Here is a 21592-nt window from a genome sequence, read left to right on the forward strand (position 1 = left end):
CATTTCACGAGGAGAACCCATGAACTTCCGACGGATCGGATCGGCCGCAGCGGCGGTCACCCTCGCCCTCGGCCTCGCCGCGTGCGGGAACGACGACGGCGGGGAGAACCAGCTCCGGATCGGCATCAAGTTCGATCAACCGGGCCTCGGGCTCAAGGAGGGCAACGACTACACCGGGCTCGACGTGGACGTGGCCACGTACATCGCCGAGAAGCTCGGCACCCCCGCCGAGGACATCGAGTGGGTCCAGGCGCCGAGCGCGCAGCGCGAGACCCTCCTCGAGACCGGTCAGGTGGACATGATCGTCGCCACCTACTCGATCACCGACTCCCGTAAAGAGAAGGTCGACTTCGCCGGACCGTACTTCATCGCCGGCCAGGACCTTCTGGTCCGCGCGGACGACGACAGCATCACGGGCCCGGCGTCCCTCGAGGGCAAGCGCCTGTGCTCGGTCTCCGGGTCCACCTCGGCCCAGAACGTCCAGGAAGAGGTCCCCGGGGTCAACCTCCAGGAGTTCGGCACCTACTCCGAGTGCGTCTCGGCACTGGTGTCCAACGCGGTCGACGCGCTGACCACCGACGACACGATCCTCGCGGGGTACGCCGCGCAGGACCAGTACCAGGGCCAGCTCAAGGTCGTCGGCTCCCCGTTCTCAGAGGAGCTCTACGGGATCGGCATCCGGAAGGGTGACACCGAGAAGTGCGAGCAGATCAACGAGGCCATCCGCGAGATGATCTCCGACGGCAGCTGGGAGGCCGCCGTCGAGGAGAACCTCGGCCCGGCCGGGTTCGTCCCGGGCGAGGGGAACCCGCCCAACCCGGACGCCTGCGCCTGATCTGACCACCCAGGTCCTCCGCGTCACCCTGAACAGTGACGCGGAGGACCTCCACTCCACATGAGGGAAGGTCGACCATGGGCGACATATTCGCCAACTACGACGTCTTCGGGGCGGTGTGGGTCACCATCCAGCTATCGCTGCTCGGGACGGCGGGCGCGCTGGTGCTGGGGACGATCGTCGCGATCCTGCGGGTCTCCCCGGTGGCCGTCCTCCGGGGCCTCGGCACCTCGTATGTCAACATCTTCCGCAACCTGCCGTTGACCCTGCTGATGGTGTTCAGCATCCTCGGCCTGTCCTTCATCCTCCAACTGTCCGTCTCGGACAACTTCGCCCGCAACGCCTTCTGGTGGGCGGCGATCATGCTCGCGGTCTACCACGCGGCGTACGTCTGCGAGGCGCTGCGCTCCGGGGTCAACACGGTGCCGGTGGGGCAGGCCGAGGCCGCCCGGTCCATCGGGCTGGGGTTCGGTCAGTCGCTGCGCGAGGTGATCCTCCCGCAGGCCTTCCGGGGCTCCATCGCCCCCCTCGGCTCGGTCATCATCGCGCTCATCAAGAACTCGACGGTCGCCGCGGTCATCGGCGTAGGTGACTCCGCCGGGCTCCTGCAGGTGATCACCGAGAACGAGGGCGCCAGCCTGCCGACGTTCTTCTTCTTCGCCATGGTGTTCGTGGTCCTCACCCTCCCGATCGGGCTCTGGACCACCTCCCTCTCACGGAAGCTGGCGGTGAAGCGATGAGCACCCAGGCCGTCCTGTTCGACGCCCCGGGCCCCAAGGCCCGCCTACGCCACAAGATCTTCACGGTGATCGGTGCCCTGATCGCCGTCGGGATCGCCTACGTGGTCTACGTCCAGTTCGAGGCCGCCGGCCAGCTGCAGGCGTTCATGTGGGAGCCCTTCGTCACCGACCCGCAGGTGTGGACCTCCTATCTGATCCCCGGTCTCAAGGGGACGTTCACCGCGGCGGCGATCTCGGTCGTACTCGCGGTGATCTTCGGGTTGCTCTTCGGTATGGGCCGACTCTCGCCGTTCGCGCCGCTGCGGTGGTTCTGCGGCGTGATCGTGGAGTTCTTCCGCTCGGTCCCGGTGCTGCTGATGATGGTGTTCGCCTACTTCGGCTACTTCGCTACCTCGAACCTCGTGCCCAACCAGCACGCGCCGCTGGCCGCGGTGGTCACCGCCCTGACCCTCTACAACGGTGCGGTTATCGCGGAACTCGTCCGCTCCGGAGTCCACGGACTGCCCAAGGGGCAGACGGAGGCCGGGCTCGCCGTGGGCCTCACCCCGGGGCAGGTGCTCCGCTCGATCCAGCTCCCGCAGGCACTCACGGCCATGCTCCCGGCGCTCGTCGGCCAACTCGTCGTGGTCCTCAAGGACTCCGCACTCGGCTACGGCATCACCTACCTGGAGTTGCTCAACTGGTCCAAGACCCTGGGGTCCGCCTATGCCAACACCGTGCCCGCGTACATCGTGGCGGGCATCCTCTTCGTCGTCATCAACTACTCGCTCACCAAGTTCGCCGTGTACCTCGAAGGTCGGCTGAAGAAGCGCCGCGCCAGGGCCTGAGCCGCCGCTCCGCGCTCGGCCAGAGACCCGCCGCGCCGCGCCGCCAGTGACCCGCCGCGCCGCGCCGCCAGTGACCCGCACCGCCAGAGACCCGCACCGTCGAGAAGGACGTTCCGCACACATCGCCCGAGAGGGCAGGCGCGGAACGTCCTTTTCGATGGCGGGGCGTGCTACTTCGGTGGCATCCGGATGCCACCGTCGACGCGGACGGTCTGCGCGTTCATGTACGGGTTGGTGAGAAGCTCCATGACCATCGACGCCAGCTCGTCGCCCGAGCCGAGGCGCTTGGGGAACAACACGCTCTCACCGAGCTTGGCCTTGAACGCCTCGGAATCGGGGCCCTCACCGTAGATGGGGGTGTCGATGAGGCCGGGGGCCACGGTGTTGAGGCGGATACCGGCGGCCGACAGGTCTCGGGCGACGGGCAGGGTCAGGCCCACGATGCCGCCCTTGGACGCGGAGTACGCGGCCTGGCCGATCTGGCCGTCGAACGCGGCGACGGAGGCCATGTTGACGATCGCGCCCTTCTGGCCGTCGTCGTCGGCCTCGCCGCGGGACATGGCCGTGGCGGCCAACCGCAGCATGTCGAACGAGCCGATGAGGTTGATGTCGATGACCTTGCGGAACGAGTCGAGGTCGAAGGCGGAGGCGAACTCGCCGTCCCGGCCGATCGTGCGCTGCGCCCACCCGATGCCGGCCGAGTTGACCAGGTACCGCAGCGGACCCAGTTCGAGAGCGGCCTCGACGGCCTTGACGTTGTCCTCGGTCTTGGTCACGTCGACAGCTACGAACGCGCCTCCGACCTCATTCGCCAGGGCCTCGCCCTTCTCGGCGTTGAGGTCGGCGACGACCACCTTCGCCCCCTGTGCGGCGAGCTGACGGACGACGGCGGCGCCGATTCCTGACGCACCGCCTGTGACGATTGCACTTGCTCCGGAGATATCCATGCCAGAACCGTAACAAGCAGACGAGGCCGACATCGCGGACACGGGTCGTTCAGTCGGGAAGTCAGCCTGCCTGGCCCTCGACCACCACGTCCCACCGGATGCCGAATCGATCGTGGACCTGCCCGTAGAGGTCCCCCCACGGGGCGACCTCGAACGGCATCGCCATCTCGCCCCCGCTACCGGTGACCTTGTTCAGGAACGCACGGGCCTCGTCCTCGGTGTCGAACCCCAGGAGGAACGAATAGACATCGTTCCTCGGCTGCGGGAGGGTCTCGCCCATCGCATCTCCACCGGTCAGCGTGATCCCGGGGGCCTCGAGGGTCGCGTGCGCCACCGACCCGTGGGGCGGGTCGAACGGGAAGTCCTCTGTGGAGGGGAACTGGTCGTAGGTCATCACCTCGAGCGTCCCCCCGAAGAGTTCCTGGTAGTAGGGGAACGCCTCGGCTGCGTTGCCGGGGAAGGAGATGTAGGGGACGCAGGTCATGGCCATGATCGGAGCCTCTCGTCACGGGTGACCGCGTGCCGGTGCGACCCGGTACACGCCACGCTAGACCTACACGTGGCACTGGTCACGTTAAATCTCGCCGTCGTCGTCTCCGGTCGCGGCGGCGCCGTCGCCGCTCGGTCCGGCCGATGCGGGTCGCCGGCCGGCCAGTGCGAGCAGGCGGGTACGCGAATCCGCCCCGAGCGAGACCGGGCCCGCTTCGTCGAGCACGCCGAACGACCGCATCAGCTCCACCACGCTCCGGGCGTGGTCGAGGGTCCAGGCGGCCAGGTCCTCCGCCTCCTCGGACTCCCATGTCCGCGGCTCGAGATCGTGCGCGTGGACCAGCAGTTCGAACACCCGCAATGCGAGGAGGTCGCGAACCGGGATCTCGGCCAGTCGGTGCGGGACCAGCGCGTCGGCGTCCCGGGCCCGCGCGAATTCCTTTCGCAGGCCGGCGGACGTGCGGTGCAGGGCGGGGACCGGCTTCTCGCCGGCGTGGTCGGCGGTGCGGGTCCACGCGATCTCCGCTTCCGGCAACCGCGGGAAGTACGCGGCGTAGCGCAGCCCGCCGCCCAGGACGTGGTTGGCGCAGTCGCGGCGGCTCCATCCCGGGCACGCGTCGCAGTCGCCGTCGAGACCCGCCGCGAGCGCGCGGCCGAACAAGGTGGTGGCGCGGTCGAGGACCGCGAGGTCCTCCGGGCTCAACGGGGTCGGGGTCACGGGTACCTCATCTGCAGGAATGACTGGCCCTCACACTAGGTTGACTGGGACGGTGTGACCAGATCGCGCCAGCCCTTCAGTCGTGACGAGAAAGGACCGATACCCGCCATGAGCCCGCAGACCTCCGGTGCAGCAGAGACCCGGGAGTTCCAGGCCGAGACCCGGCAGCTGCTGGATCTGATGATCCACTCGATCTACTCCAACCCGGACACCTTCCTCCGAGAGGTCATCTCCAACTCCTCGGACGCGCTGGACAAGGTGAGGCTGGCCGCGATCCAGGACTCCTCGCTGGGGGTCGACACCTCGGACCTGCACATCGAGCTGATCCCCGATGAGCAGGCCCGCATCCTGACTATCCGCGACAACGGCATCGGGATGTCCCGCGACGAGGTGGTGGACCTCATCGGCACGCTTGCGAAATCGGGCACCGGGCAGATGCGGGAGGCTCTCGCGGCGGCGCGCGCGGCGCAGGAGGCGGGCGAGGCCAGCGAGCAGGTGACCGCTGATCTCATCGGGCAGTTCGGTATCGGGTTCTACTCCACGTTCATGGTCGCCGACGAGGTCACGTTGGTCACCCGCAAGGCCGGCGAGACCACCGGTACCCGCTGGACGTCGGGAGGCGAGGGGACGTACACGATCGAGGAGGCCCCCGACGCCCCTCAGGGCACCTCGGTGGTCCTCCGGCTCAAGCCCGCCGGCGGGGACGCTGCGCTGCCGGACTATGCCGCGGAGTCCACGCTGCGCCGGGTCGTGCGCACCTACTCTGACTTCATCTCCTGGCCGATCCGCATGGAGGTGCAGCGCCCGGCACCGGAGCCGACGGGGGATGACGACGAGGGGAACGACCCCGCCGCGGAGAGCGCGCTCACCGAGACCGTGACGCTCAACTCGCAGAAGGCACTGTGGACGCGGCCCCGCTCCGAGGTGACTGATGAGGAGTACGCGGAGTTCTACCGTCACGTCTCCCACGCCTGGGACGAGCCGCTGGAGACCATCACCCTCAAGGCGGAGGGGACGTTCGAGTACCAGGCTCTGCTGTTCCTGCCCACCCAGGTGCCGTTCGACCTGTTCTCGCCGGACGCCAAGCGCGGCGTTCAGCTCTACGTCCGCAGAGTCTTCATCATGGACGACTGCGAGGAGCTGGTGCCTCCCTTCCTGCGCTTCGTCAAGGGCATCGTCGACGCCCAGGACCTCTCGCTCAACGTCTCGCGCGAGATCCTGCAACAGGACCGTCAGGTCCGCGCGATCCGCAAGCGACTGGTCAAGCGGGTGCTGCAGACCATCGAGCAGCTCAGGACCGAGCGTCCCGAGGAGTTCCGTTCGTTCTGGAAGAACTTCGGCGCGGTTCTGAAGGAGGGCCTGATCTCCGATGTCGACGCCCGCGAGCAGCTGCTGGCCGTGAGCACGTTCGCGTCCACTCGTCCGCGTCCGGAGGAGTCCGACGGGGTCACCAAGGTTCCCGAGGGTTCAGAGGGCACCGAGGGCACCGGGGGCGAGGACGAGGCGGGCACGACGATCGCCGAGTACGTCTCCCGGATGGTCGAGGGGCAGGAGGAGATCTACTACCTCACCGGCACGTCCCGTGCGGCGGTGGAGAACTCCCCGCATCTGGAGGCGTTCCGGGCACGGGGTGTGGAGGTGCTGGTGCTCACCGACCCGGTCGACGAGGTGTGGGTCGACGCGGTCGGCGAGGTCGACGGCAGGCGGCTGCGCTCCGTGGCCAAGGGTGATGTGGACCTGTCCGGTATCGGAGCCGAGGGCCAGGACACGACGGGCGAGGCGGATTCCGCGGAGTTCGCCGGGTTGCTCGGCTGGCTGGGCGAGGAGTTGGCCGACGAGGTCAAGCAGGTGCGACTCTCGCATCGTCTGACCGAGTCCGCCGCGTGCATGGTCGGCGACGAGTTCGACATGACCCCGCAGCTCGAGGCCATGTACCGGGCCTCGGGCATGGAGTTGCCGACCAGCAAGAGGATCCTGGAACTCAACCCGTCGCACCCTCTGGTCGAGCGGTTGCGGACGCAGCATGCCGAGGACCCGTCGGCCCCGGGGCTCGCCCAGTCGGCGCGCCTGCTCTCGGGTGCGGCGGTCCTGGCCGAGGGCGGGACGCTGTCGGACCCCGCTGCGTTCGCCCGACTGCTGGTCGACCGGATCTGACGAACGGTCAGTCGATCGTCGCCCCGCGGGTGTCCGGGTCGGATCCCGCGGGGCGCCGGCCGCCTCCCCAGTAGCCGCAGACAGCTCCGATCACGCCGCCCAGTGCGGTCTCCACCGGAGTGTGGTGATCGATCCGGACCCGGGCCCAGGCCACGGGGGGAATCAGAGTGAGCAGCCGCCAGTAACGGTGCGACAGTTCCCGGGCCAGCACCGCGATGACGCCGGCCAGGACCGCGATGTGGAAGGAGACCTTGACCCGAGTGGTGGCGGCGCCCGCGACGCCCAGTGCCACGAGGGCGGCCCGGGTCATGCGCCTCAACTCGGGCGGTGCTTCGCGACGTCGTTGGGCCACCATCAGTGTCACCACCGACCCGGCGATGCCGGCGATCACGAGCGGGCGGTCCTCCCGCCGGGTGACGTGGTGATCGGACAAGGCCTTACGTCGGACCCTCCAGGCGATGGCCGCCTGTGGCACCAGCCCCAGCCCCGAAGCGGTCGCGAGGCCCCAGCCGGGCGAGCCCACGCGGCGCCCGAGGTGGAGCGAGCCGACCGTGAGCACCACCCAGGGAGCGAAGGCCTCGGTCAGGATCACCTCCGGGCCCGCCCTCCGGTCACCCCGCGGGTGGGGGTCCATCACGCCTCCGGGCGCGAGAGCAGCCGCGGGACGTAGTCGAGGCGGTCGGCGAGCCACATGATCGTGGCCACCTCGCCCACCCAGGCCAGGCTGACGCACCAGCCGGCGAGGACATCGCTGGGGAAATGGACCCCGAGATACATGCGGGTCACCCCGACCGCGGGGACGTACGCTGCAGATCCCGCGATCACCGGGTACCGCCATCCGGTGGGCCAGGCGAGTACGCAGGCGCACCCGGCGAGGGCCGCGCTCGCCATCGCGTGTCCGCTGGGGAACGAATAGCTCTTCTCCTGCACGATGTGGGTGAAGAAGGTGGGGCGGTCGCGCCGGTACAGGAGTTTGAGGACCGAGTTGATGATGGTGGACCCGACCAGGGACACCGTGAGCAGCGCGGCCGGGCGACGACTGCCCCGCACGTACGCCAGGTAGCCGGCGGCGGTGAGGGCGAAGACGGGGACCGCGGTGACCCCGCCGAGTTCGGTGACGGCCCTGACGATCCGAGTGGTGCGTGGTGTGTGCCGCCGACGCAGCCACAGCATGACGGGCCGGTCGAAGGGAAGTTTGGCGCCGGACCTGATCCTCTCGGCCAGTTCCACGAACCCGATGACGGGCACGGCGAAGCCCGCGAAGGCCACCCCGAAGACCACCCAGGTTCCTCGAGGCAGGGGTTCCTGGCCCCTGTCGACGATGCTCCCCAGGAGCCCGTCGGAGGGGGCCAATGGGCGCAGGACGTCTTTCGCCGCGGTCAGGGTCCGGGTGCGACGGGAGGTCGTCGTGCGGGACATGACCACACCCTAGGCACAGTGGTGCGGCGGCGGGGGATCCCCGCGAACAGTGACACCGCCCGCGGGCCGGGGGACGTGGATACTGTGGATCGTGGCGACCCGACCAGCGGAGGACGAATGACCCAGACCCGTGTGGAACGAGACCTCCTCGGCGAGAGGGAGGTTCCGGCTGACGCCTATTACGGGATCCACACCGTGAGGGCGGTCGAGAACTTCCCGATCGCCTCCACGACCATCAGCGACATCCCGGACTTCATCCGCGGGATGGTCATGGTCAAGAAGGCCGCGGCGCTGGCCAACGTGGAGATGGGTGTCCTGGACCCGGACGTCGCCGAGGCCATCGTCGGTGCCTGCGAAGAGATACTCGTCGACGGCCGCTGCATGGACCAGTTCCCCTCGTGCGTCTACCAGGGTGGGGCCGGGACGTCGGTGAACATGAACACCAACGAGGTGGTGGCCAATCTCGCGCTGGAGCGGATCGGGCAGCCGAAGGGCGCCTACGACGTGATCAGCCCCAACGACGACGTCAACCGTTCGCAGTCCACCAACGACGCGTACCCGACCGGGTTCCGGATCGCGCTGTGGCACTCCCTCGAGCGGCTCGAGCCTGCCATCGTCGCGTTGCGCGAGGCCTTCTACGACAAGTCGGAGGAGTTCCGCGAGGTCCTCAAGATGGGTCGCACGCAGTTGCAGGACGCGGTCCCGATGTCATTGGGGCAGGAGTTCGGCGGGTTCGCGGTGACGCTCGACGAGGAGCTCCACGTCCTCGGCGCCGCGGCCCGGATGCTGCTCGACGTGAACCTGGGCGCCACGGCCATCGGCACCGGGGTCAACACGCCACCGGACTACCGGCGTGCGGTCATCGAGCACCTGCGGCTCGTGACCGGTCTGCCGGTGACCGGGGCGATGAATCTCATCGAGGCGACAAGCGACACCGGCGATTACGTCAACGTCCACGCGGCCCTCAAGCGGACCGCGTCGAAGGTGTCCAAGATCTGCAACGATCTGCGCCTGCTGTCCTCCGGTCCGCGGGCGGGTCTCAACGAGATCAACCTCCCGGAGCTCCAGGCGGGGTCCTCGATCATGCCGGCCAAGGTGAACCCGGTGATCCCGGAGGTGGTCAACCAGGTCTGCTTCAAGGTGATTGGCAACGACGTCACGGTGACGATGGCGGCCGAGGCGGGCCAGCTGCAACTCAACGTGATGGAGCCGGTGATCGCCCAGGCGATGTTCGAGTCCATCTCGTTGCTCACGTCCGCGATGGAGACCCTCACGGAGAAGTGCGTCCGGGGCATCACCGCCAACGTGGAGGTGGCGCGCCGCAACGTCATGGACTCGATCGGGATCGTCACGTATCTCAACCCGGTCATCGGGCACCACAACGGTGACCTGGTGGGGCGGGAATGTGCGCGATCGGGTCGCGGCGTCCGCGAGGTCGTGTTGGAGATGGGTCTGCTCTCGGCGGAGGAGGTCGATGACATCCTCTCGCCGTCGAACCTGTTGCGGCCCCGGTACAAGGGCAAGTCCAGCGGTCAACTTGCGGCCGTACCCTCCGAGGACCTGTCGGACCCCACCTGAGACACCGGGCACCCCGGTCACGGGTGAGGGTGGCCGGGGGTTCTGCGGTGCCGGTCGGACCGGGACGTTAGCCCCGAAATGCACTGAAACCTGTTACCGCAGCGGCTAACGTCGGGGTATGAGTTCTCCCACCACCCGTGTCGTCGCGGGTCGCCAGATCACGTTCCCGGTCCCCGTCGTCTCCGCCTCGATTTCGGGCGCCGCATTCCTGTCGCGGACGACAGTGGCCCGGCGGCTGATCGCCGCCGGGCCCCAGTCCGCCGTCCTGGACTCCGCCGGGGCCGAGCCGGTCTCGCTGCCGGGTGGCCGGACGCCGGTCACGATGATCCACGTCCGCTACCACGATGTCCCGGGCAATGTCCTGGGCGGCTATCACGAGGTGGGGTTGGCGTTCCAGGTCAAGGTCCCGGGAGTCGGGGTGCGGCAGCACATCCACGAGCTGCCGGTCGACCAGGACTTCACCCTCGCGGCCGGCAATGAGCTCTGGGGTTTCCCCAAGTGGAAGGGCGACATGGTCGGCACGGCCGGCGGCGCGCTCGACGACGCCCGTCTGGGGGCTGTCGGGTCCTCCGGGACGGGGGGGATCGACCTCAGGCTCGACACCCGCATGGGAGTGCCGGTGCCCGGTCGTCACTCCCTCGGGATGAACTGCATCCAGGTCCTCGACGGCAAGCCGGTCCTGGTCAGCGCTGGCGCGAAGGTCGCAGGCGGCCGGTTCCGTCCGCTGGGGGGTGCGCGCGTGTCTATCACCGCCGGGGCCGAGGACGGAGACCCAGACATCGCCCGGCTCGCCGGGGCGATCCGCGAGCTGGGACTCGATCGGGCTCGGGCGATCGGGGCGTTCTCCTTCGAGCGGTTCGAGGCCGAGTTCCAGGCACCCCGCACGCTGTCCTGACGCCGGTCCGCAGATCACCGCGCGGCGTCGAGTGCCTCCCGCGCGACGGGTTCGGCGGCCGCGCGGTCTGCGGGCACCAGCCCGACACGGCTGCGTCGGTCGAGGATGTCATCGACCGTCAGTGCGCCCTCGTGCGTGACCGCATAGGAGAACTCCGCGCGGGTGACGTCGAGCCCGTCCGCGACGCGCTCCAGGGGCCGGTCCAGCAGACTCTCGGTCACCACGGTGGCGGACTCCTGCCCGAAACGCGCCACCAGCGACGCCGGTAGGCGGCCCCGATCGGCCGGAGGAGCGGGTCGCCCGTCCGAGGGGGTGGCGGGGAGCGCACTCGCCGGGGCGCTCGGTCGCACGCGCTCGTGGTGGCCGGGGGCCCCGACCAACGGCAGGTCGGCGGTGCGGCACGGTGCCGCGGCGACGCCGGTCTTCCGTACGACCAGGTCGACCGCCTGCTCGGCCATGAGTCGGTACTCGGTGAGCTTGCCGCCGGTGATGGTGATGAGACCGTTGTCCGCGGTGACCAGCGCGTGTTCGCGCGAGAGGTCCGCGGTGTCGCCGTCACCCGAGTCGACCAGCGGGCGCAGTCCCGCGAACGTCCCGATTACATCGTCCCGGGTCAGTTCGGTCTCGAGGGCCCGGTTGATCACGTCGAGAAGGAAATCGATCTCGTGTCGGTCGGGCGTCGGCACGTCGGGGATCGGCCCGGGGGCGTCCACGTCGGTCAGGCCCACGTGGAGCCGATCGAACTCGGCGGGGATGGCAAAGCAGAAGCGGTTGGTCTCGCCAGGCACGGGCACGGTGAGGGCGCCCGCGGGATCGCCCAGCGCGGCCGACCTGATCACGAGGTGGGTGCCGCGCGAGGGTCGCACGCGCACGCCCGGTGTGGTCTCGCCGGCCCAGACGCCGGTGGCACTCACAACGGCTCGCGCGGAGATGGTGAACTCGTCGTCTCCCTCCTCCTCCCCGGGGTTCCGGCCGAGCTCGTCGCGGACGGTGACCTGCGTTCCGGTCGCCTCCAGGACGCGCACCCGTGTGAGTACCCGGGCTCCGTGCCCGGCCGCGGTCCGAGCCACCGCGGTGACCAGCCGTGCGTCGTCGACCAGTTGGCAGTCCCAGTTGAGGTGTCCGAACGCCAGCCCGTGGCGCCTCACCCCCGGGACGTACCGCGCGACCGACCCCGCGCGCAGGACGCGCGCGCCGGGCAGCCTGTCGGCCCGCGTGCCGGCGAGGCGGGACAGTAACGTGCCGGCGGCGAACCCCAGTCCGGGGAGGACCGCCCCCAGCGGCGGGGTGTCCCGGTACACGGGGACGACCTGTGCCAGGGGGCGCACGAGATGGGGGGCCGTGCGCTCGAGCAGGATCCCGCGCTCGACGGCCGAGCGGTGGGCGATTCCGACGTTGCCGGTGGCGAGGTAGCGCAGCCCTCCGTGGGCGAGCTTGGAGGACCACCGGCTGGTGCCGAACGCCAGATCGTGTGCCTCGACGAGGACGGTCTCGAGCCCGCGGGAGGCGGCGTCGAGCGCGATCCCGGCACCGGTGATGCCCCCGCCGATCACCACCAGATCCACGGGGGTGTCGCGCTCGCGCAGTTCAGCGAGCTCGCGCGCCCGCCGCGCGGCGGACAGGGCGGTGGTGTGCGGCGACTCGGCGCGAGCCGAGCCGCCCGGTGCGGCGTGAGCGGTCATAGGCCGAGGTACCCCCTGATGAGCAGGTGCAGTTCGGTGCGCCAGCCGTCCGGGTCGAGCGGGGGATCGGCGAGCGGTGCCGACAGGACCAGGCCCTGGACGGCGAGGAAGAGCATGGCGGCGGTCCGGTCCGCGTCGCGTCCCGCGAGTCTGGGATCGCTCGTGATCACCTGAGAGAGCAGGGCTCGGAGCACCTCGATGAGGTGGCGCTGTGAGGTGCCGAGCCTGTGGAAGACGTACTCGGAGAGCATCGCGGACTCGTGCCTGCGGAACGCGTCCAGCAGCGGGTTCGTCCGCACCTCGTCGGCGAAGGTGCACAGCAACCGGACCAGGTCGTCCGCGTCGCGGGGCGCGGATCCGGGTAGCGCGGGGTCGACCCGCGCCGTGAACTCGGTGACCGCCATGCCTTCCATGCCCTCCATGCCCTCCATGACCTCGGTGAGCTCGCGGGTGAGCAGGTCGGCGAAGAGGGCGGTGGCGTCCGGCCAGTGGCGGTAGAGGGTGGTCCGTCCGACTCCGGAGCGGCGGGCCACCGCGACCATCGTCGTCCGCGTGGCGCCGATCTCGAGGATCGAGGTGCGGGCGGCCGTGAGCGCGCGGTCGCGGGTGCCGACGGTGCGGGCGGCCGACGGTGCCGGGGCGGTCGAGGTCACCGGACCTCCTGAGGGGAATAGTCGAAAACGGAACAGATTGAGGTTTACTGTTCCAGTATGAGCGACATGAACTCCGCTGACAACCTCCCGCTGCCCCCCATGGCTCTGTCCCGGTGGGGCACCGAGGCGGAGGCCAGGGACCTGGGCGAGGGCGTCCGTGGCCTGCTGCGCGACGTGCTCGGGGTGACCGCCGAGAGCGGCCTACGCTTCGATCCCGGCGCGGTGACGGCCTCCCCGTCCCGCCTCACCGAATCCGACCTGATGGCTCTCGCCGACATCGTGGGGGAGGGCAACGTCTCCGCGGACGACGCGCAGCGACTGCCGCGGGCCAGGGGGAAGTCGACACCGGACCTGCTGTCCTGGCGGCTGAGGCCGCAGGTGGACTGCCCTGACGCGGTGGTCGCACCCCGCGACGACGACGAGGTGTCGGCCCTCCTTGAGTGGTGCGGACGCGAGGGGGTCGCGATCGTCCCCTTCGGCGGCGGCACCTCCGTGGTGGGGGGCCTGAATCCGGACGCCGGCGACCACCGGGCCGTGATCTCGGCGGACCTCGCGCACTTCGACGCCCTGGAGTCGATCGATCCCGAGTCGGGGGATGCGGTCCTGGGGGCGGGCCTGTCGGGCCCCCGGGCGGAGGCGTTGTTGGCCGACCACGGGTTCTCGCTCGGCCACTTCCCGCAGTCCTTCCCCTACGCGACCCTCGGCGGGTACGCCATGACCCGGTCGTCCGGGCAGGCCTCGGCCGGCTACGGGCGCTTCGACGAGATGGTCCGCGGGGTGACCGTGGTGACGCCGGTCGGCGTGATCGAGGCGGGCCGCGCTCCCGCCTCGGCCGCCGGGCCGGACCTCCGGCAGTGGCTGCTGGGGTCCGAGGGCGCGTTCGGTGTGTGCACCCGGGTGCGGTTGCGGGTCCACCCGGTGCCGGAGACGGTCCGACACGAGGCGTTCCGCTTCCCGGACTTCGCCACCGGCGCGGCGGCACTGCGCGCTGTCGAGCAACAGGGCACGGGGCCGACCGTCATCCGGTTGTCCGACGAGTCGGAGACGGCCGTGAACCTGGCCACCGCCACCGAGGCGATCGGCCAGGGGCCGGACGACGGGGAGGGGCAGGCCGCCGGATGCCTGTGCCTCACACTCTTCGAGGGCACGGCCGACCACACCGGGTCCCGCCACGCCGAGACGCGGGCGCTGCTGCTCGCCCACGGGGGCGTGTCGCTGGGTGCCGGACCGGCCGAGGCGTGGGAGCACGGCCGCTTCGGTGCGCCCGTGCTGCGAGACTCGTTGATCGATAACGGCGCTCTGGTCGAGACCCTGGAGACCGCCACCGACTGGTCCAACTTGCCCGCGTTGCGGGAGGCCGTCGCCGGGGCCCTGAGCGCCTCGCTCGAGTCCAGCGGCACCCGCGCGCTGGTCATGTGCCATATCAGTCACGTCTACCCCACGGGGGCCTCGCTCTACTTCACCGTGGTGGCGGGCCAGCGTGGCGAGGACCCCATCGCCCAGTGGACGGACGCCAAGCGGGCGGCGTCCGAGGCCATCGTGCGTGCAGGCGGGACGATCACCCACCACCACGCTGTCGGAGTGGACCACAAGCCCTACCTCGCGGCCGAGATCGGCGAGGTGGGGGTGCGCATGCTGCGAGCGGTCAAAGACGCCGTTGACCCGCGGGGCGTGTGCAACCCGGGGACACTGGTCCCGTGAGCGCGACACCGTCCGACCGCCGCATCCGGACGGTCGCGATGCTGGTCAACCCCGCCGCCGGTGGGGGGCGCGGCGAGCGGATCGCGGAGAGGGCGGCAGCGAGGCTGCGCTCGTATGGGCTCGAGGTCGACTCCCTGAGGGGGGCTCACGCGCAGGAGTCCCTCGACCTCGCCCGACAGGCCGTCGCCGACGGGGTGGACGCCCTCGTCGTGTGCGGAGGGGACGGGATGGTCTCGCTGGCCGTGCAGGCGCAGGCGTTCTCGGGTGTCCCGATCGGCATCATCCCGGCAGGCACGGGGAACGACCTCGCCCGTGAGTACGGAATCCCGCTGACCAGTCCCGAGGACGCCGCCGATGTCGTCGTCGCCGGTCGCGCGGAACAGGTGGACCTGGGCCAGGCCACCCCGGACGGTGGCGAGCCCCGCCTCTTCGCGTCCGTCCTGTGCGCGGGGCTCGACTCGGCGGTCAACCGTCGCGTCAACGAGATGTCGATTCTCCGGGGACCCCTTCGATACGTCCTGGCCTCGGCCATCGAGTTCCCGACCTACCGGCCCCGTCCGTTCCGCATGACCTTCGACGCCGGCGAGCCAGGGGAGGAGACCGTCGAGACGGAGGTCCTGCTCAGCGCCTTCGCCATCACCCGGACCTACGGCGGAGACATGAGGATCGCCCCCGACGCCGATCGGTCCGACGGTCTGTTCGATGTGTGCTACGTCGGCAGGATCTCCAAACCGCGGCTGGCGTGGCACTTCCGCAGGATCTACTCCGGCACCCACGTGGGCCTCCGTGGGGTCACCACGAGGCGGTGCAGGACGGTGCGCATCGATGCTCCGGAGGTGGAGGCGTTCGCCGACGGTGACGCCGTGGCACCACTTCCGGTGACCGTCGAGGTCCTGCCGGGGGCCGGCCTGTTCCTGGTACCAGGTTAACTTTAGTACCATCAGTAACACTGATTTACGCAGGTCGCGGCTGTTACGCTCGGGCGCTACCTCATCCGTCAATCGACTCGCTTCAGGCGCGCCGGAACGGCATGATCACCTCCATGCGCTCCAGGCTCACCGCGTCACTCGCGACAATCGCCGTCACCTCCGCCACTCTGATGAGTGGTGGGGTCTCCACGGCCTCCGCCCAGGCCCTGCCGCCGTTCATCCCGCAGCATGTGGTCGACGGGCTGATCTCACAGGCCCGTGCCGCGGTGCCCGCCGAGGTGTGGGCCGCGGTCGGGTCGACGGAGATGATGTACCAGAACGTCTCAGGGGGCTTGCGCGAGGGCATCGTCCGCGAGATCGACTCCTACCGGGTGTCGAAGGGCCTCCGGGCCCTCGCCCCCAACTCCGATCTGGACCGCGAGGCGCAGGCCTGGGCCGACAGGCTGGCCGCCCAGGACGCCGTCTACCACAACCAGGCCCTGCTGAGCCGGGGCTTCGGGGAGAACATCGTCGCCGCGGGGACGCACTGCGGGGCCGTATGTCTGGTCGACCTGTGGAAGAACTCACCCGGCCACAACGACAACCTGATTGATCCGGGGTACCGTTCGGCGGGAATGGGGATCGCCTACTCCGCCGGCGGCAAAGTGTTCGTGGTGCACAACTTCGCCTACTGAGCACGGGGCTCCGGGGAGCGGGTCCGCCGCCAAGCACACCGAACAGACGAGGGAGACCATGTCCGAACGGATAACGCGAGCACTGAGACTCAGGACGGACCCGGGGATCTTCCTCACGACGGTGGCGGTCATCGTCGCCTTCGTGGTGGTCACGTTCGTGGCGGGGGACTGGGTGGGAGAGGTGTTCGGCGCCGCCTCGGGATGGATCATGACCAACCTCGGGTGGTTCTACATCGCCGGGGTCTCGATCTTCCTGCTCTTCCTGCTGTGGATCGCGCTGAGCCGGTTCGGCCACGTCCGGCTCGGTGCCGACGACGAGGAGCCTGAGCACTCCACGGCGGCCTGGTTCGGCATGCTGTTCGCCGCCGGGATCGGCACCATCCTCATGTTCTGGGGTGTGGCCGAGCCGATCTCGCACTTCGCGACCCCGCCCCGCGGCGGGGTGGACCCGGGGAGCAGGGAGGCCGCCCAGGAGGCCATGGCCTTCACCCTCTACCACTTCGGGCTGCACACCTGGACGATCTTCGCGCTGCCCGCCCTGGCCTTCGCCTACTTCATCTACAAGCGCAAGATGCCCCCGCGCGTCAGTTCCATTTTCGCGCCCATCCTCGGCAACCGCGTCTACGGACCGATCGGCAAGGCCATCGACGTGGTGGCGCTGGTCGGCACGGTGTTCGGTGTGGCGACCTCCGTCGGCCTCGGCACCCTCCAGATCAACGCCGGACTCAACGAGCTCTTCGGGATCACCGTGTCGCCGCTGGTGCAGGTGCTCGTCATCGGTGTCGTCACCACGATCGCGTGTATCTCGGTCGCGGCCGGGTTGGACAAGGGGATCAAGCGGCTGTCCACCTTCAACATCGCCATGGCCGTCGCGTTGCTCGCCTTCATCGTGATCGCCGGTCCCACCCTGTTCCTGCTCAAGGGGACGGTGGAGACCTTCGGTGTGTATGCCTCGACCCTGCCCGAACTGGCGTTCTGGAACAACGTATTCCCGGCCGACGGTGACCTGGCGACGTGGCAGAACACCTGGACCGTCTTCTACTGGGCGTGGACCATCACGTGGTCGCCGTTCGTCGGCATCTTCATCGCCCGCATCAGCCGCGGCCGGACCATCCGCGAGTTCGTCTTCGGTGTACTCGTCCTCCCGGTGGCCTTCTCCATCGTGTGGTTCGGCGTGTTCGGCATGGCCTCGTTCGACATCGAACTGAACGGGCCCGGCGGACTGGTGGAAGCGGTGGTCGACGACGGTGACATCCCGGGTGCGCTGTTCGCGTTCCTGTCGAACTACCCGCTGGCGACACTCGTCTCCGGGATTGCGGTGCTGATCGTCGTCATCTTCTTCACCACGTCGGTCGACTCCGCCGCGATGGTCGTGGACATGATGGCCTCGGGCGAGGACGACACGGTCTCGCCGTCGCCCATTCACCAGCGTGTGATCTGGGGCGTCCTCATGGGTGCTGTCGCCGCGACGCTGCTCGCCGGAACCGGGACGGGCGGACTCACCGCTCTCCAGGAGGTCATCACCGTCATCGGTCTGCCCTTCTTCGTCATGGGCTTCGTGATGATGTACAGCCTGGTCAAGGGGATCTCCGCCGATCTGGGCGAACGTACGCCCACGGTGACCAGGCAGTGGGACCGCGCGTACTCGCCCGAGGAGTTCGAGAAGAACGAGACCACTCCCTCGCCGGAACCGATCGGCCCGCTGCACCGGATCCCGAACGGTGAGGAGGACGACGGCGCGCCGAACCCGCTCGCGCAGTCCACCGACCCCGACTGAGGTAGCTGTCTGTTGCTGTCTGTGGCTGGGAGTGACTGTCAGTGCCCTCTGACGTCGAGCATCGTCATCCCCGCGTGCATCTCCCACACGAGGATCTCGGCACCGTCTGTACAGTCCGTGCCGGCGGTGACCCGTCGGCCGCCCGTGGCGGTGAGCCGGGCGGCGTCGCCGGTCGACAGCTCTCCGCAGCCCTCCAGGTCGACCGAGCCGACGGGTACGTAGAGGTGGAGGTAGGGCGCGTCGGGGAGCTGTACCGACCTGCCCGGCTGCAGGCGCGCCGCGAGTAGCGCGGAGGTGTCGTTCCGGATGCGGATGGCGGCCCGGTCGGCGTGGGCGCGGAGGCCTCCGGCGACGACGGCGAAGCGGTTCTCTAGCTCGCCGTGTTCGATCTCGCGCTGGTCGTAGCCCGGGTCCCCGCCCGTGGAGTCGGGGACGACCCACATCTGGACCAGGTGGACCGGCTCGGTGGGCGGATCGGAGTGCTGGATCGATCCGTCGCGCCAGCCGTCATTGCGCTCGGAGTGCAGAATTCCCGATCCCGCGCTCATCCGCTGCGCGAGCCCGGGGTAGATGATCCCGCTGTGGCCCTCGGAGTCCTGATGGACGAGAGAGCCGGACAGGACCCAGGTGATGATCTCCATGTCGCGATGGCCGTGGGTGTCGAACCCGCTGCCCGGCGCGATCCGGTCGTCGTTGTTCACCAGAAGCCGCCCGAAGTGGGTGTTCATCGGGTCCTGGTGGCGGGCGAAGGAGAACGAGTGGCGCGAGTCCAGCCATCCCCCGCCGGTGTGGGAACGCGTTGACGAGCGATGGATTCTGACCCCTGGACCGGACACGGCACCCCCACCCTTAGCTGATACAACAACAATAGTATCGTGGATCTCGCCCGGGCCGGGCCGGGCGAACAGAACGGTCGTCCAACATTTTTCGCTGATACGGCTACGGTCTTCCGCGCCCGGGCGTACGGTGACATTCGGCAGTGACCGCAGTCACATCTTTCGCTGGGAGGTTTCGATGCTGCAGAACGCTCTGGTCGCCACGCTGCGCGTGGGGGTCGCCACGACCAACGAGGTGGCACACCTCGTCGTCGACAACACTCTGGGTCGCTTCCTCGACACCAACCCGGACAAGGTGCGCTGACCCTCGCCGTAGGAACCGCCGTGGGCCTACATCCCGTCGGCGGTCCCCTCACTTCCGCCCAGGGCGCGGTCGGGTTGTTCCGGGGTCTGGTAGATCCGCTTCTGCTCCTCCAGGCCGCGCGAGCCGGTAGTCACGGTCCCGTCCTGGCCGACGCTCTGCCCGTCACCATGTCCGTCACTGTGCCCACCGCTGCCCGGCGCATCCGGGTCGATGCCGGAGGCGTCCTGCGCGGTCGCCGGATCCGGCACGCTGCCGTCGCCGACCCGTGTGCCGTCGATCGTGTTGCCCAGGTCCTCCGGGGTCCCGGGGGATTTCTCCGAACTCATGCGGTCCTCCTGTGGTGGTGCGTGCGGGGTGGTGTGTGCGGGGTGGTGACGACCCTAACCGTGAGGAGCCCCGCGTGCCTCCGGTCGTCCGCGGCGGGGACGGCACCGGACCAACGATCATCCGGGAACGCCTATCCTGGTGCCCATGTCGGACAATCCCTTCGGTCGGGTCATCACCGCGATGGTGACCCCCATGCACGATGACGGCTCGATCGACTTCGACGGCCTCCAGCGACTCGCGGTCCATCTGGCTGATCACGGTCACGACGGGCTGCTGGTCAACGGCACGACCGGCGAGTCCGCCACCACCACCGACGAGGAGGACTACGACGCGGTCGCCGCCGTCGTCGAGGCGGTGGGGGACCGCGTGGCGGTGATGGCCGGGTGCGGCACCAACGACACGGAGCACTCGATCCGCGCGGCCACCGAGATGGTGAAGCGGGGCGCCGACACCCTCCTGGTGGTCACGCCGTACTACAACAAGCCCACGCAGCACGGGATCGTCGAGCATTTCCGCATGATCGCCGATGCCGCCGGCCGCCCGGTGATGGCCTACGACATCCCGGGGCGGACCGGTACCGCGCTGGCCACGGACACGATCCGGCGGTTGGCGGAGATCCCGGAGTTGCGTGCGGTCAAGGACGCCAAGGGCGATCTGTTCGAGGCCAGCCGGCTCATGGCCGAGACCGACCTGCTGTGGTTCTCCGGAGACGACGTGCTCAACCTCGCGTTCCTCGCGCTGGGGGCCACCGGGGTCGTGTCAGTGGTCGGGCATGTGGCCGGAGACGACTACCGGGCCATGATCGACGCCGTGGACGCCGGCGACCTGCCCCGGGCCCGCGAGATCCACACCCGCCTGATCCCGGCCGTCGACGCGATCATGCACACCTCGCAGGGGGCCATCCAGATCAAGGCCGCTCTCAAGATGCAGGGCCTGATCGACTCCGATCGACTCCGCATGCCCCTGCTCCAGGGCCCGCCTGAGCACCTCGACCGTCTCCGCGAGGGACTGGCCGCGTCCGGGTTCGCCTGACCCCACCGCGGGGCCCTGTCCCCACCGCGGAGCCCTTTCCCCACCGCGGAACGGGCTACCGGAACGCTGCCATCTCCGAGCACCGCTCCCAGAGCGCTGCGGCGACGCGCCTGTCGTGGGACCGGTGGCTCGATCGGGCGACGGCGGGATGGCCCCTCAGTCCACCGAGGCGATCGGGGCCCACGAACGTCGCGCCCGGCAGGTCCGGCACGGTCGCGGCGTAGAGCACGGACAGCGCTCCCATCTCCGGGGTCAGGCCGGCCCACGAGATCGAGTTGCCCAACTCGAAGAACCGGTCGGCGGCCGGGCGACCGCTCTGCCGGAGGAGCTCGGTGGCGGTGTACCCGGGATGCGCGGCCATCGACCGGACCGCACTGCCCTCCCGGCCGAGCCGCCGCTGCCACTCGTAGGCGAGCATGATGCAGGCCAGCTTCGAGTTGGCGTAGGCCGCCATGGGTCGGTACCCGCGCAGGTCCATGCTCAGGTCGTCGGGATCGACACGCCCCCGCAGGTGCGCGAGTGACCCGAGCCAGACCACGCGATCGTCGACCTGCGGCAGCAGACCCTGGGTGAGTGCATGGTGACCGAGTGCGTTCACGCCGAACTGCATCTCATGGCCCTGGGCGGTCCGTGAGTGCGGGAGGTTCATGACGCCGGCATTGTTGATCAGGACATCCACCCGGCCCGCGGTTCCAGCGATGAATTCGTCCACCGAGTCGAGGTCGGCCAGGTCCAGCTGACGGACCTGCGCCCTGTCCCGATCCCCGGCCGGTAGCGAGGCCCGGGCGGCCTCGGCCTTCCCGAGGTCCCGGCACGCCATGACCACTCTCGCGCCACGCGCGACGAGGGCCTGCGTGGTGGCCAGTCCGATCCCCGCGTTGGCCCCGGTCACGACGACCGTACGTCCTGTCTGGTCGGGGATGTCGGAGGCGGACCAACGGGGCGTGCGGCTCATGTGTGACAGTCAACCAGTCGCGCCTGCGCCGTGGTCCGGCACCCGTGTGGTAACGCGGGGGGAGACGCCGCGATGTTCTTGTGACACACTCGCGTGAGGCGGGTGGGATCCCACGCGTCA

The 21592-nt window shown here is 69.5% G+C and carries 22 protein-coding genes; 12 read left to right on the forward strand and 10 right to left on the reverse strand.

Annotated elements, in window-relative coordinates:
* The first annotated feature begins 19 nt into the window (after window positions 1-19).
* The 3 genes from H483_RS31690 (at window position 20) to H483_RS31700 (ending at window position 2402) form a co-directional block, all read left to right on the forward strand.
* The gene (locus tag H483_RS31690; RefSeq protein WP_017837354.1) at window positions 20-835 is read left to right on the forward strand and encodes a glutamate ABC transporter substrate-binding protein; all 816 of its coding nucleotides are present in this window, start codon (window positions 20-22) and stop codon (window positions 833-835) included.
* A gap of 77 nt (window positions 836-912) precedes the next feature.
* Window positions 913-1575, forward strand: a complete 663-nt coding sequence (locus H483_RS31695) for an amino acid ABC transporter permease (RefSeq protein WP_017837355.1) — start codon at window positions 913-915, stop codon at window positions 1573-1575.
* Window positions 1572-2402 carry an amino acid ABC transporter permease gene (locus tag H483_RS31700; protein WP_017837356.1) on the forward strand — a complete coding sequence of 277 codons (831 nt, stop codon included), beginning with the start codon at window positions 1572-1574 and terminating at the stop codon, window positions 2400-2402. The genes H483_RS31695 and H483_RS31700 overlap by 4 nt, the downstream gene beginning before the upstream one ends.
* Before the next feature lie 170 nt (window positions 2403-2572).
* On the opposite strand, the gene H483_RS31705 is transcribed toward H483_RS31700, so the two are convergent.
* From H483_RS31705 to H483_RS31715, 3 genes are all read right to left on the reverse strand, one after another.
* On the reverse strand, window positions 2573-3349 hold the full coding sequence (locus H483_RS31705) for an SDR family NAD(P)-dependent oxidoreductase (protein WP_017837357.1): 777 nt from the start codon (window positions 3347-3349) through the stop codon (window positions 2573-2575).
* Between the two features lie 61 nt (window positions 3350-3410).
* On the reverse strand, window positions 3411-3833 hold the full coding sequence (locus H483_RS31710; protein WP_238556313.1) for a VOC family protein: 423 nt from the start codon (window positions 3831-3833) through the stop codon (window positions 3411-3413).
* A 90-nt stretch (window positions 3834-3923) separates the two neighbouring features.
* Window positions 3924-4556 carry a maleylpyruvate isomerase N-terminal domain-containing protein gene (locus H483_RS31715; protein WP_017837359.1) on the reverse strand — a complete coding sequence of 211 codons (633 nt, stop codon included), beginning with the start codon at window positions 4554-4556 and terminating at the stop codon, window positions 3924-3926.
* A gap of 108 nt (window positions 4557-4664) precedes the next feature.
* Between H483_RS31715 and htpG the strand changes: the two genes are divergently transcribed.
* Window positions 4665-6710: a molecular chaperone HtpG gene (htpG, locus tag H483_RS31720; RefSeq protein WP_017837360.1), complete on the forward strand. Its 2046-nt coding sequence runs from the start codon at window positions 4665-4667 to the stop codon at window positions 6708-6710.
* Window positions 6711-6717: 7 nt separating this feature from the next.
* Here the strand turns inward: htpG and H483_RS31725 are convergent, their stop codons facing one another.
* Both H483_RS31725 and H483_RS31730 read right to left on the reverse strand, forming a co-directional pair.
* On the reverse strand, window positions 6718-7344 hold the full coding sequence (locus H483_RS31725) for a hypothetical protein (RefSeq protein ID WP_017837361.1): 627 nt from the start codon (window positions 7342-7344) through the stop codon (window positions 6718-6720).
* Complete coding sequence (locus tag H483_RS31730) at window positions 7344-8129, reverse strand: phosphatase PAP2 family protein (protein WP_017837362.1); 786 nt, start codon at window positions 8127-8129, stop codon at window positions 7344-7346. Before H483_RS31730 ends, H483_RS31725 begins: the two co-directional genes overlap by 1 nt.
* A 117-nt stretch (window positions 8130-8246) precedes the next feature.
* On the opposite strand from H483_RS31730, the gene aspA reads away from it, so the two are divergent.
* Window positions 8247-9707, forward strand: a complete 1461-nt coding sequence (gene aspA, locus H483_RS31735) for an aspartate ammonia-lyase (protein WP_017837363.1) — start codon at window positions 8247-8249, stop codon at window positions 9705-9707.
* Window positions 9708-9825: 118 nt separating this feature from the next.
* Window positions 9826-10602: an acetoacetate decarboxylase family protein gene (locus tag H483_RS31740; protein ID WP_017837364.1), complete on the forward strand. Its 777-nt coding sequence runs from the start codon at window positions 9826-9828 to the stop codon at window positions 10600-10602.
* A gap of 14 nt (window positions 10603-10616) precedes the next feature.
* On the opposite strand, the gene H483_RS31745 is transcribed toward H483_RS31740, so the two are convergent.
* Both H483_RS31745 and H483_RS31750 read right to left on the reverse strand, forming a co-directional pair.
* Entirely contained in the window at window positions 10617-12284 is a 1668-nt protein-coding gene (locus tag H483_RS31745; RefSeq protein ID WP_017837365.1) for a glycerol-3-phosphate dehydrogenase/oxidase, read from the reverse strand.
* Window positions 12281-12937 carry a TetR/AcrR family transcriptional regulator gene (locus tag H483_RS31750; protein WP_017837366.1) on the reverse strand — a complete coding sequence of 219 codons (657 nt, stop codon included), beginning with the start codon at window positions 12935-12937 and terminating at the stop codon, window positions 12281-12283. The genes H483_RS31745 and H483_RS31750 overlap by 4 nt, the downstream gene beginning before the upstream one ends.
* Window positions 12938-13036: 99 nt before the next feature.
* Here H483_RS31750 and H483_RS31755 point away from each other — a divergent pair, with 99 nt between their 5' ends.
* From H483_RS31755 to H483_RS31770, 4 genes are all read left to right on the forward strand, one after another.
* Window positions 13037-14638: an FAD-binding oxidoreductase gene (locus H483_RS31755; protein ID WP_042329917.1), complete on the forward strand. Its 1602-nt coding sequence runs from the start codon at window positions 13037-13039 to the stop codon at window positions 14636-14638.
* Entirely contained in the window at window positions 14635-15567 is a 933-nt protein-coding gene (locus H483_RS31760) for a diacylglycerol kinase (RefSeq protein ID WP_017837368.1), read from the forward strand. Before H483_RS31755 ends, H483_RS31760 begins: the two co-directional genes overlap by 4 nt.
* A gap of 113 nt (window positions 15568-15680) precedes the next feature.
* Window positions 15681-16241 carry a CAP domain-containing protein gene (locus H483_RS31765; protein ID WP_238556314.1) on the forward strand — a complete coding sequence of 187 codons (561 nt, stop codon included), beginning with the start codon at window positions 15681-15683 and terminating at the stop codon, window positions 16239-16241.
* A gap of 58 nt (window positions 16242-16299) precedes the next feature.
* The gene (locus tag H483_RS31770; RefSeq protein ID WP_017837370.1) at window positions 16300-18018 is read left to right on the forward strand and encodes a BCCT family transporter; all 1719 of its coding nucleotides are present in this window, start codon (window positions 16300-16302) and stop codon (window positions 18016-18018) included.
* 38 nt (window positions 18019-18056) lie between these two features.
* Here the strand turns inward: H483_RS31770 and H483_RS31775 are convergent, their stop codons facing one another.
* Window positions 18057-18854, reverse strand: coding sequence for a pirin family protein (locus tag H483_RS31775; RefSeq protein ID WP_031264970.1), 798 nt, complete (start codon window positions 18852-18854; stop codon window positions 18057-18059).
* A gap of 178 nt (window positions 18855-19032) precedes the next feature.
* Here H483_RS31775 and H483_RS40385 point away from each other — a divergent pair, with 178 nt between their 5' ends.
* Entirely contained in the window at window positions 19033-19158 is a 126-nt protein-coding gene (locus H483_RS40385; protein ID WP_017837372.1) for a hypothetical protein, read from the forward strand.
* A gap of 26 nt (window positions 19159-19184) precedes the next feature.
* On the opposite strand, the gene H483_RS31780 is transcribed toward H483_RS40385, so the two are convergent.
* Window positions 19185-19484, reverse strand: a complete 300-nt coding sequence (locus H483_RS31780; protein ID WP_017837373.1) for a hypothetical protein — start codon at window positions 19482-19484, stop codon at window positions 19185-19187.
* Between the two features lie 145 nt (window positions 19485-19629).
* On the opposite strand from H483_RS31780, the gene dapA reads away from it, so the two are divergent.
* Window positions 19630-20517 (forward strand): 4-hydroxy-tetrahydrodipicolinate synthase, encoded by an 888-nt coding sequence (gene dapA, locus H483_RS31785; RefSeq protein ID WP_017837374.1) that lies wholly within the window; start codon window positions 19630-19632, stop codon window positions 20515-20517.
* A gap of 55 nt (window positions 20518-20572) precedes the next feature.
* On the opposite strand, the gene H483_RS31790 is transcribed toward dapA, so the two are convergent.
* On the reverse strand, window positions 20573-21472 hold the full coding sequence (locus H483_RS31790; protein WP_031264971.1) for an oxidoreductase: 900 nt from the start codon (window positions 21470-21472) through the stop codon (window positions 20573-20575).
* Window positions 21473-21592: the final 120 nt, after the last annotated feature.

This window comes from Dietzia sp. UCD-THP, assembly GCF_000349585.1.
Lineage (GTDB): Bacteria > Actinomycetota > Actinomycetes > Mycobacteriales > Mycobacteriaceae > Dietzia > Dietzia natronolimnaea_A.

Coding starts and splice junctions, on each gene's coding strand:
- H483_RS31730 (WP_017837362.1), bottom strand. CDS start 8,129: ATGTCCCGCACGACGACCTCCCGTCGCACCCGGACCCTGACCGCGGCG.
- H483_RS31705 (WP_017837357.1), bottom strand. CDS start 3,349: ATGGATATCTCCGGAGCAAGTGCAATCGTCACAGGCGGTGCGTCAGGA.
- H483_RS31745 (WP_017837365.1), bottom strand. CDS start 12,284: ATGACCGCTCACGCCGCACCGGGCGGCTCGGCTCGCGCCGAGTCGCCG.
- dapA (WP_017837374.1), top strand. CDS start 19,630: ATGTCGGACAATCCCTTCGGTCGGGTCATCACCGCGATGGTGACCCCC.
- H483_RS31725 (WP_017837361.1), bottom strand. CDS start 7,344: ATGGACCCCCACCCGCGGGGTGACCGGAGGGCGGGCCCGGAGGTGATC.
- H483_RS40385 (WP_017837372.1), top strand. CDS start 19,033: ATGCTGCAGAACGCTCTGGTCGCCACGCTGCGCGTGGGGGTCGCCACG.
- H483_RS31695 (WP_017837355.1), top strand. CDS start 913: ATGGGCGACATATTCGCCAACTACGACGTCTTCGGGGCGGTGTGGGTC.
- H483_RS31780 (WP_017837373.1), bottom strand. CDS start 19,484: ATGAGTTCGGAGAAATCCCCCGGGACCCCGGAGGACCTGGGCAACACG.
- H483_RS31690 (WP_017837354.1), top strand. CDS start 20: ATGAACTTCCGACGGATCGGATCGGCCGCAGCGGCGGTCACCCTCGCC.
- H483_RS31740 (WP_017837364.1), top strand. CDS start 9,826: ATGAGTTCTCCCACCACCCGTGTCGTCGCGGGTCGCCAGATCACGTTC.
- H483_RS31790 (WP_031264971.1), bottom strand. CDS start 21,472: ATGAGCCGCACGCCCCGTTGGTCCGCCTCCGACATCCCCGACCAGACA.
- H483_RS31700 (WP_017837356.1), top strand. CDS start 1,572: ATGAGCACCCAGGCCGTCCTGTTCGACGCCCCGGGCCCCAAGGCCCGC.
- H483_RS31710 (WP_238556313.1), bottom strand. CDS start 3,833: ATGACCTGCGTCCCCTACATCTCCTTCCCCGGCAACGCAGCCGAGGCG.
- H483_RS31755 (WP_042329917.1), top strand. CDS start 13,037: ATGGCTCTGTCCCGGTGGGGCACCGAGGCGGAGGCCAGGGACCTGGGC.
- aspA (WP_017837363.1), top strand. CDS start 8,247: ATGACCCAGACCCGTGTGGAACGAGACCTCCTCGGCGAGAGGGAGGTT.
- H483_RS31765 (WP_238556314.1), top strand. CDS start 15,681: ATGCGCTCCAGGCTCACCGCGTCACTCGCGACAATCGCCGTCACCTCC.
- H483_RS31770 (WP_017837370.1), top strand. CDS start 16,300: ATGTCCGAACGGATAACGCGAGCACTGAGACTCAGGACGGACCCGGGG.
- htpG (WP_017837360.1), top strand. CDS start 4,665: ATGAGCCCGCAGACCTCCGGTGCAGCAGAGACCCGGGAGTTCCAGGCC.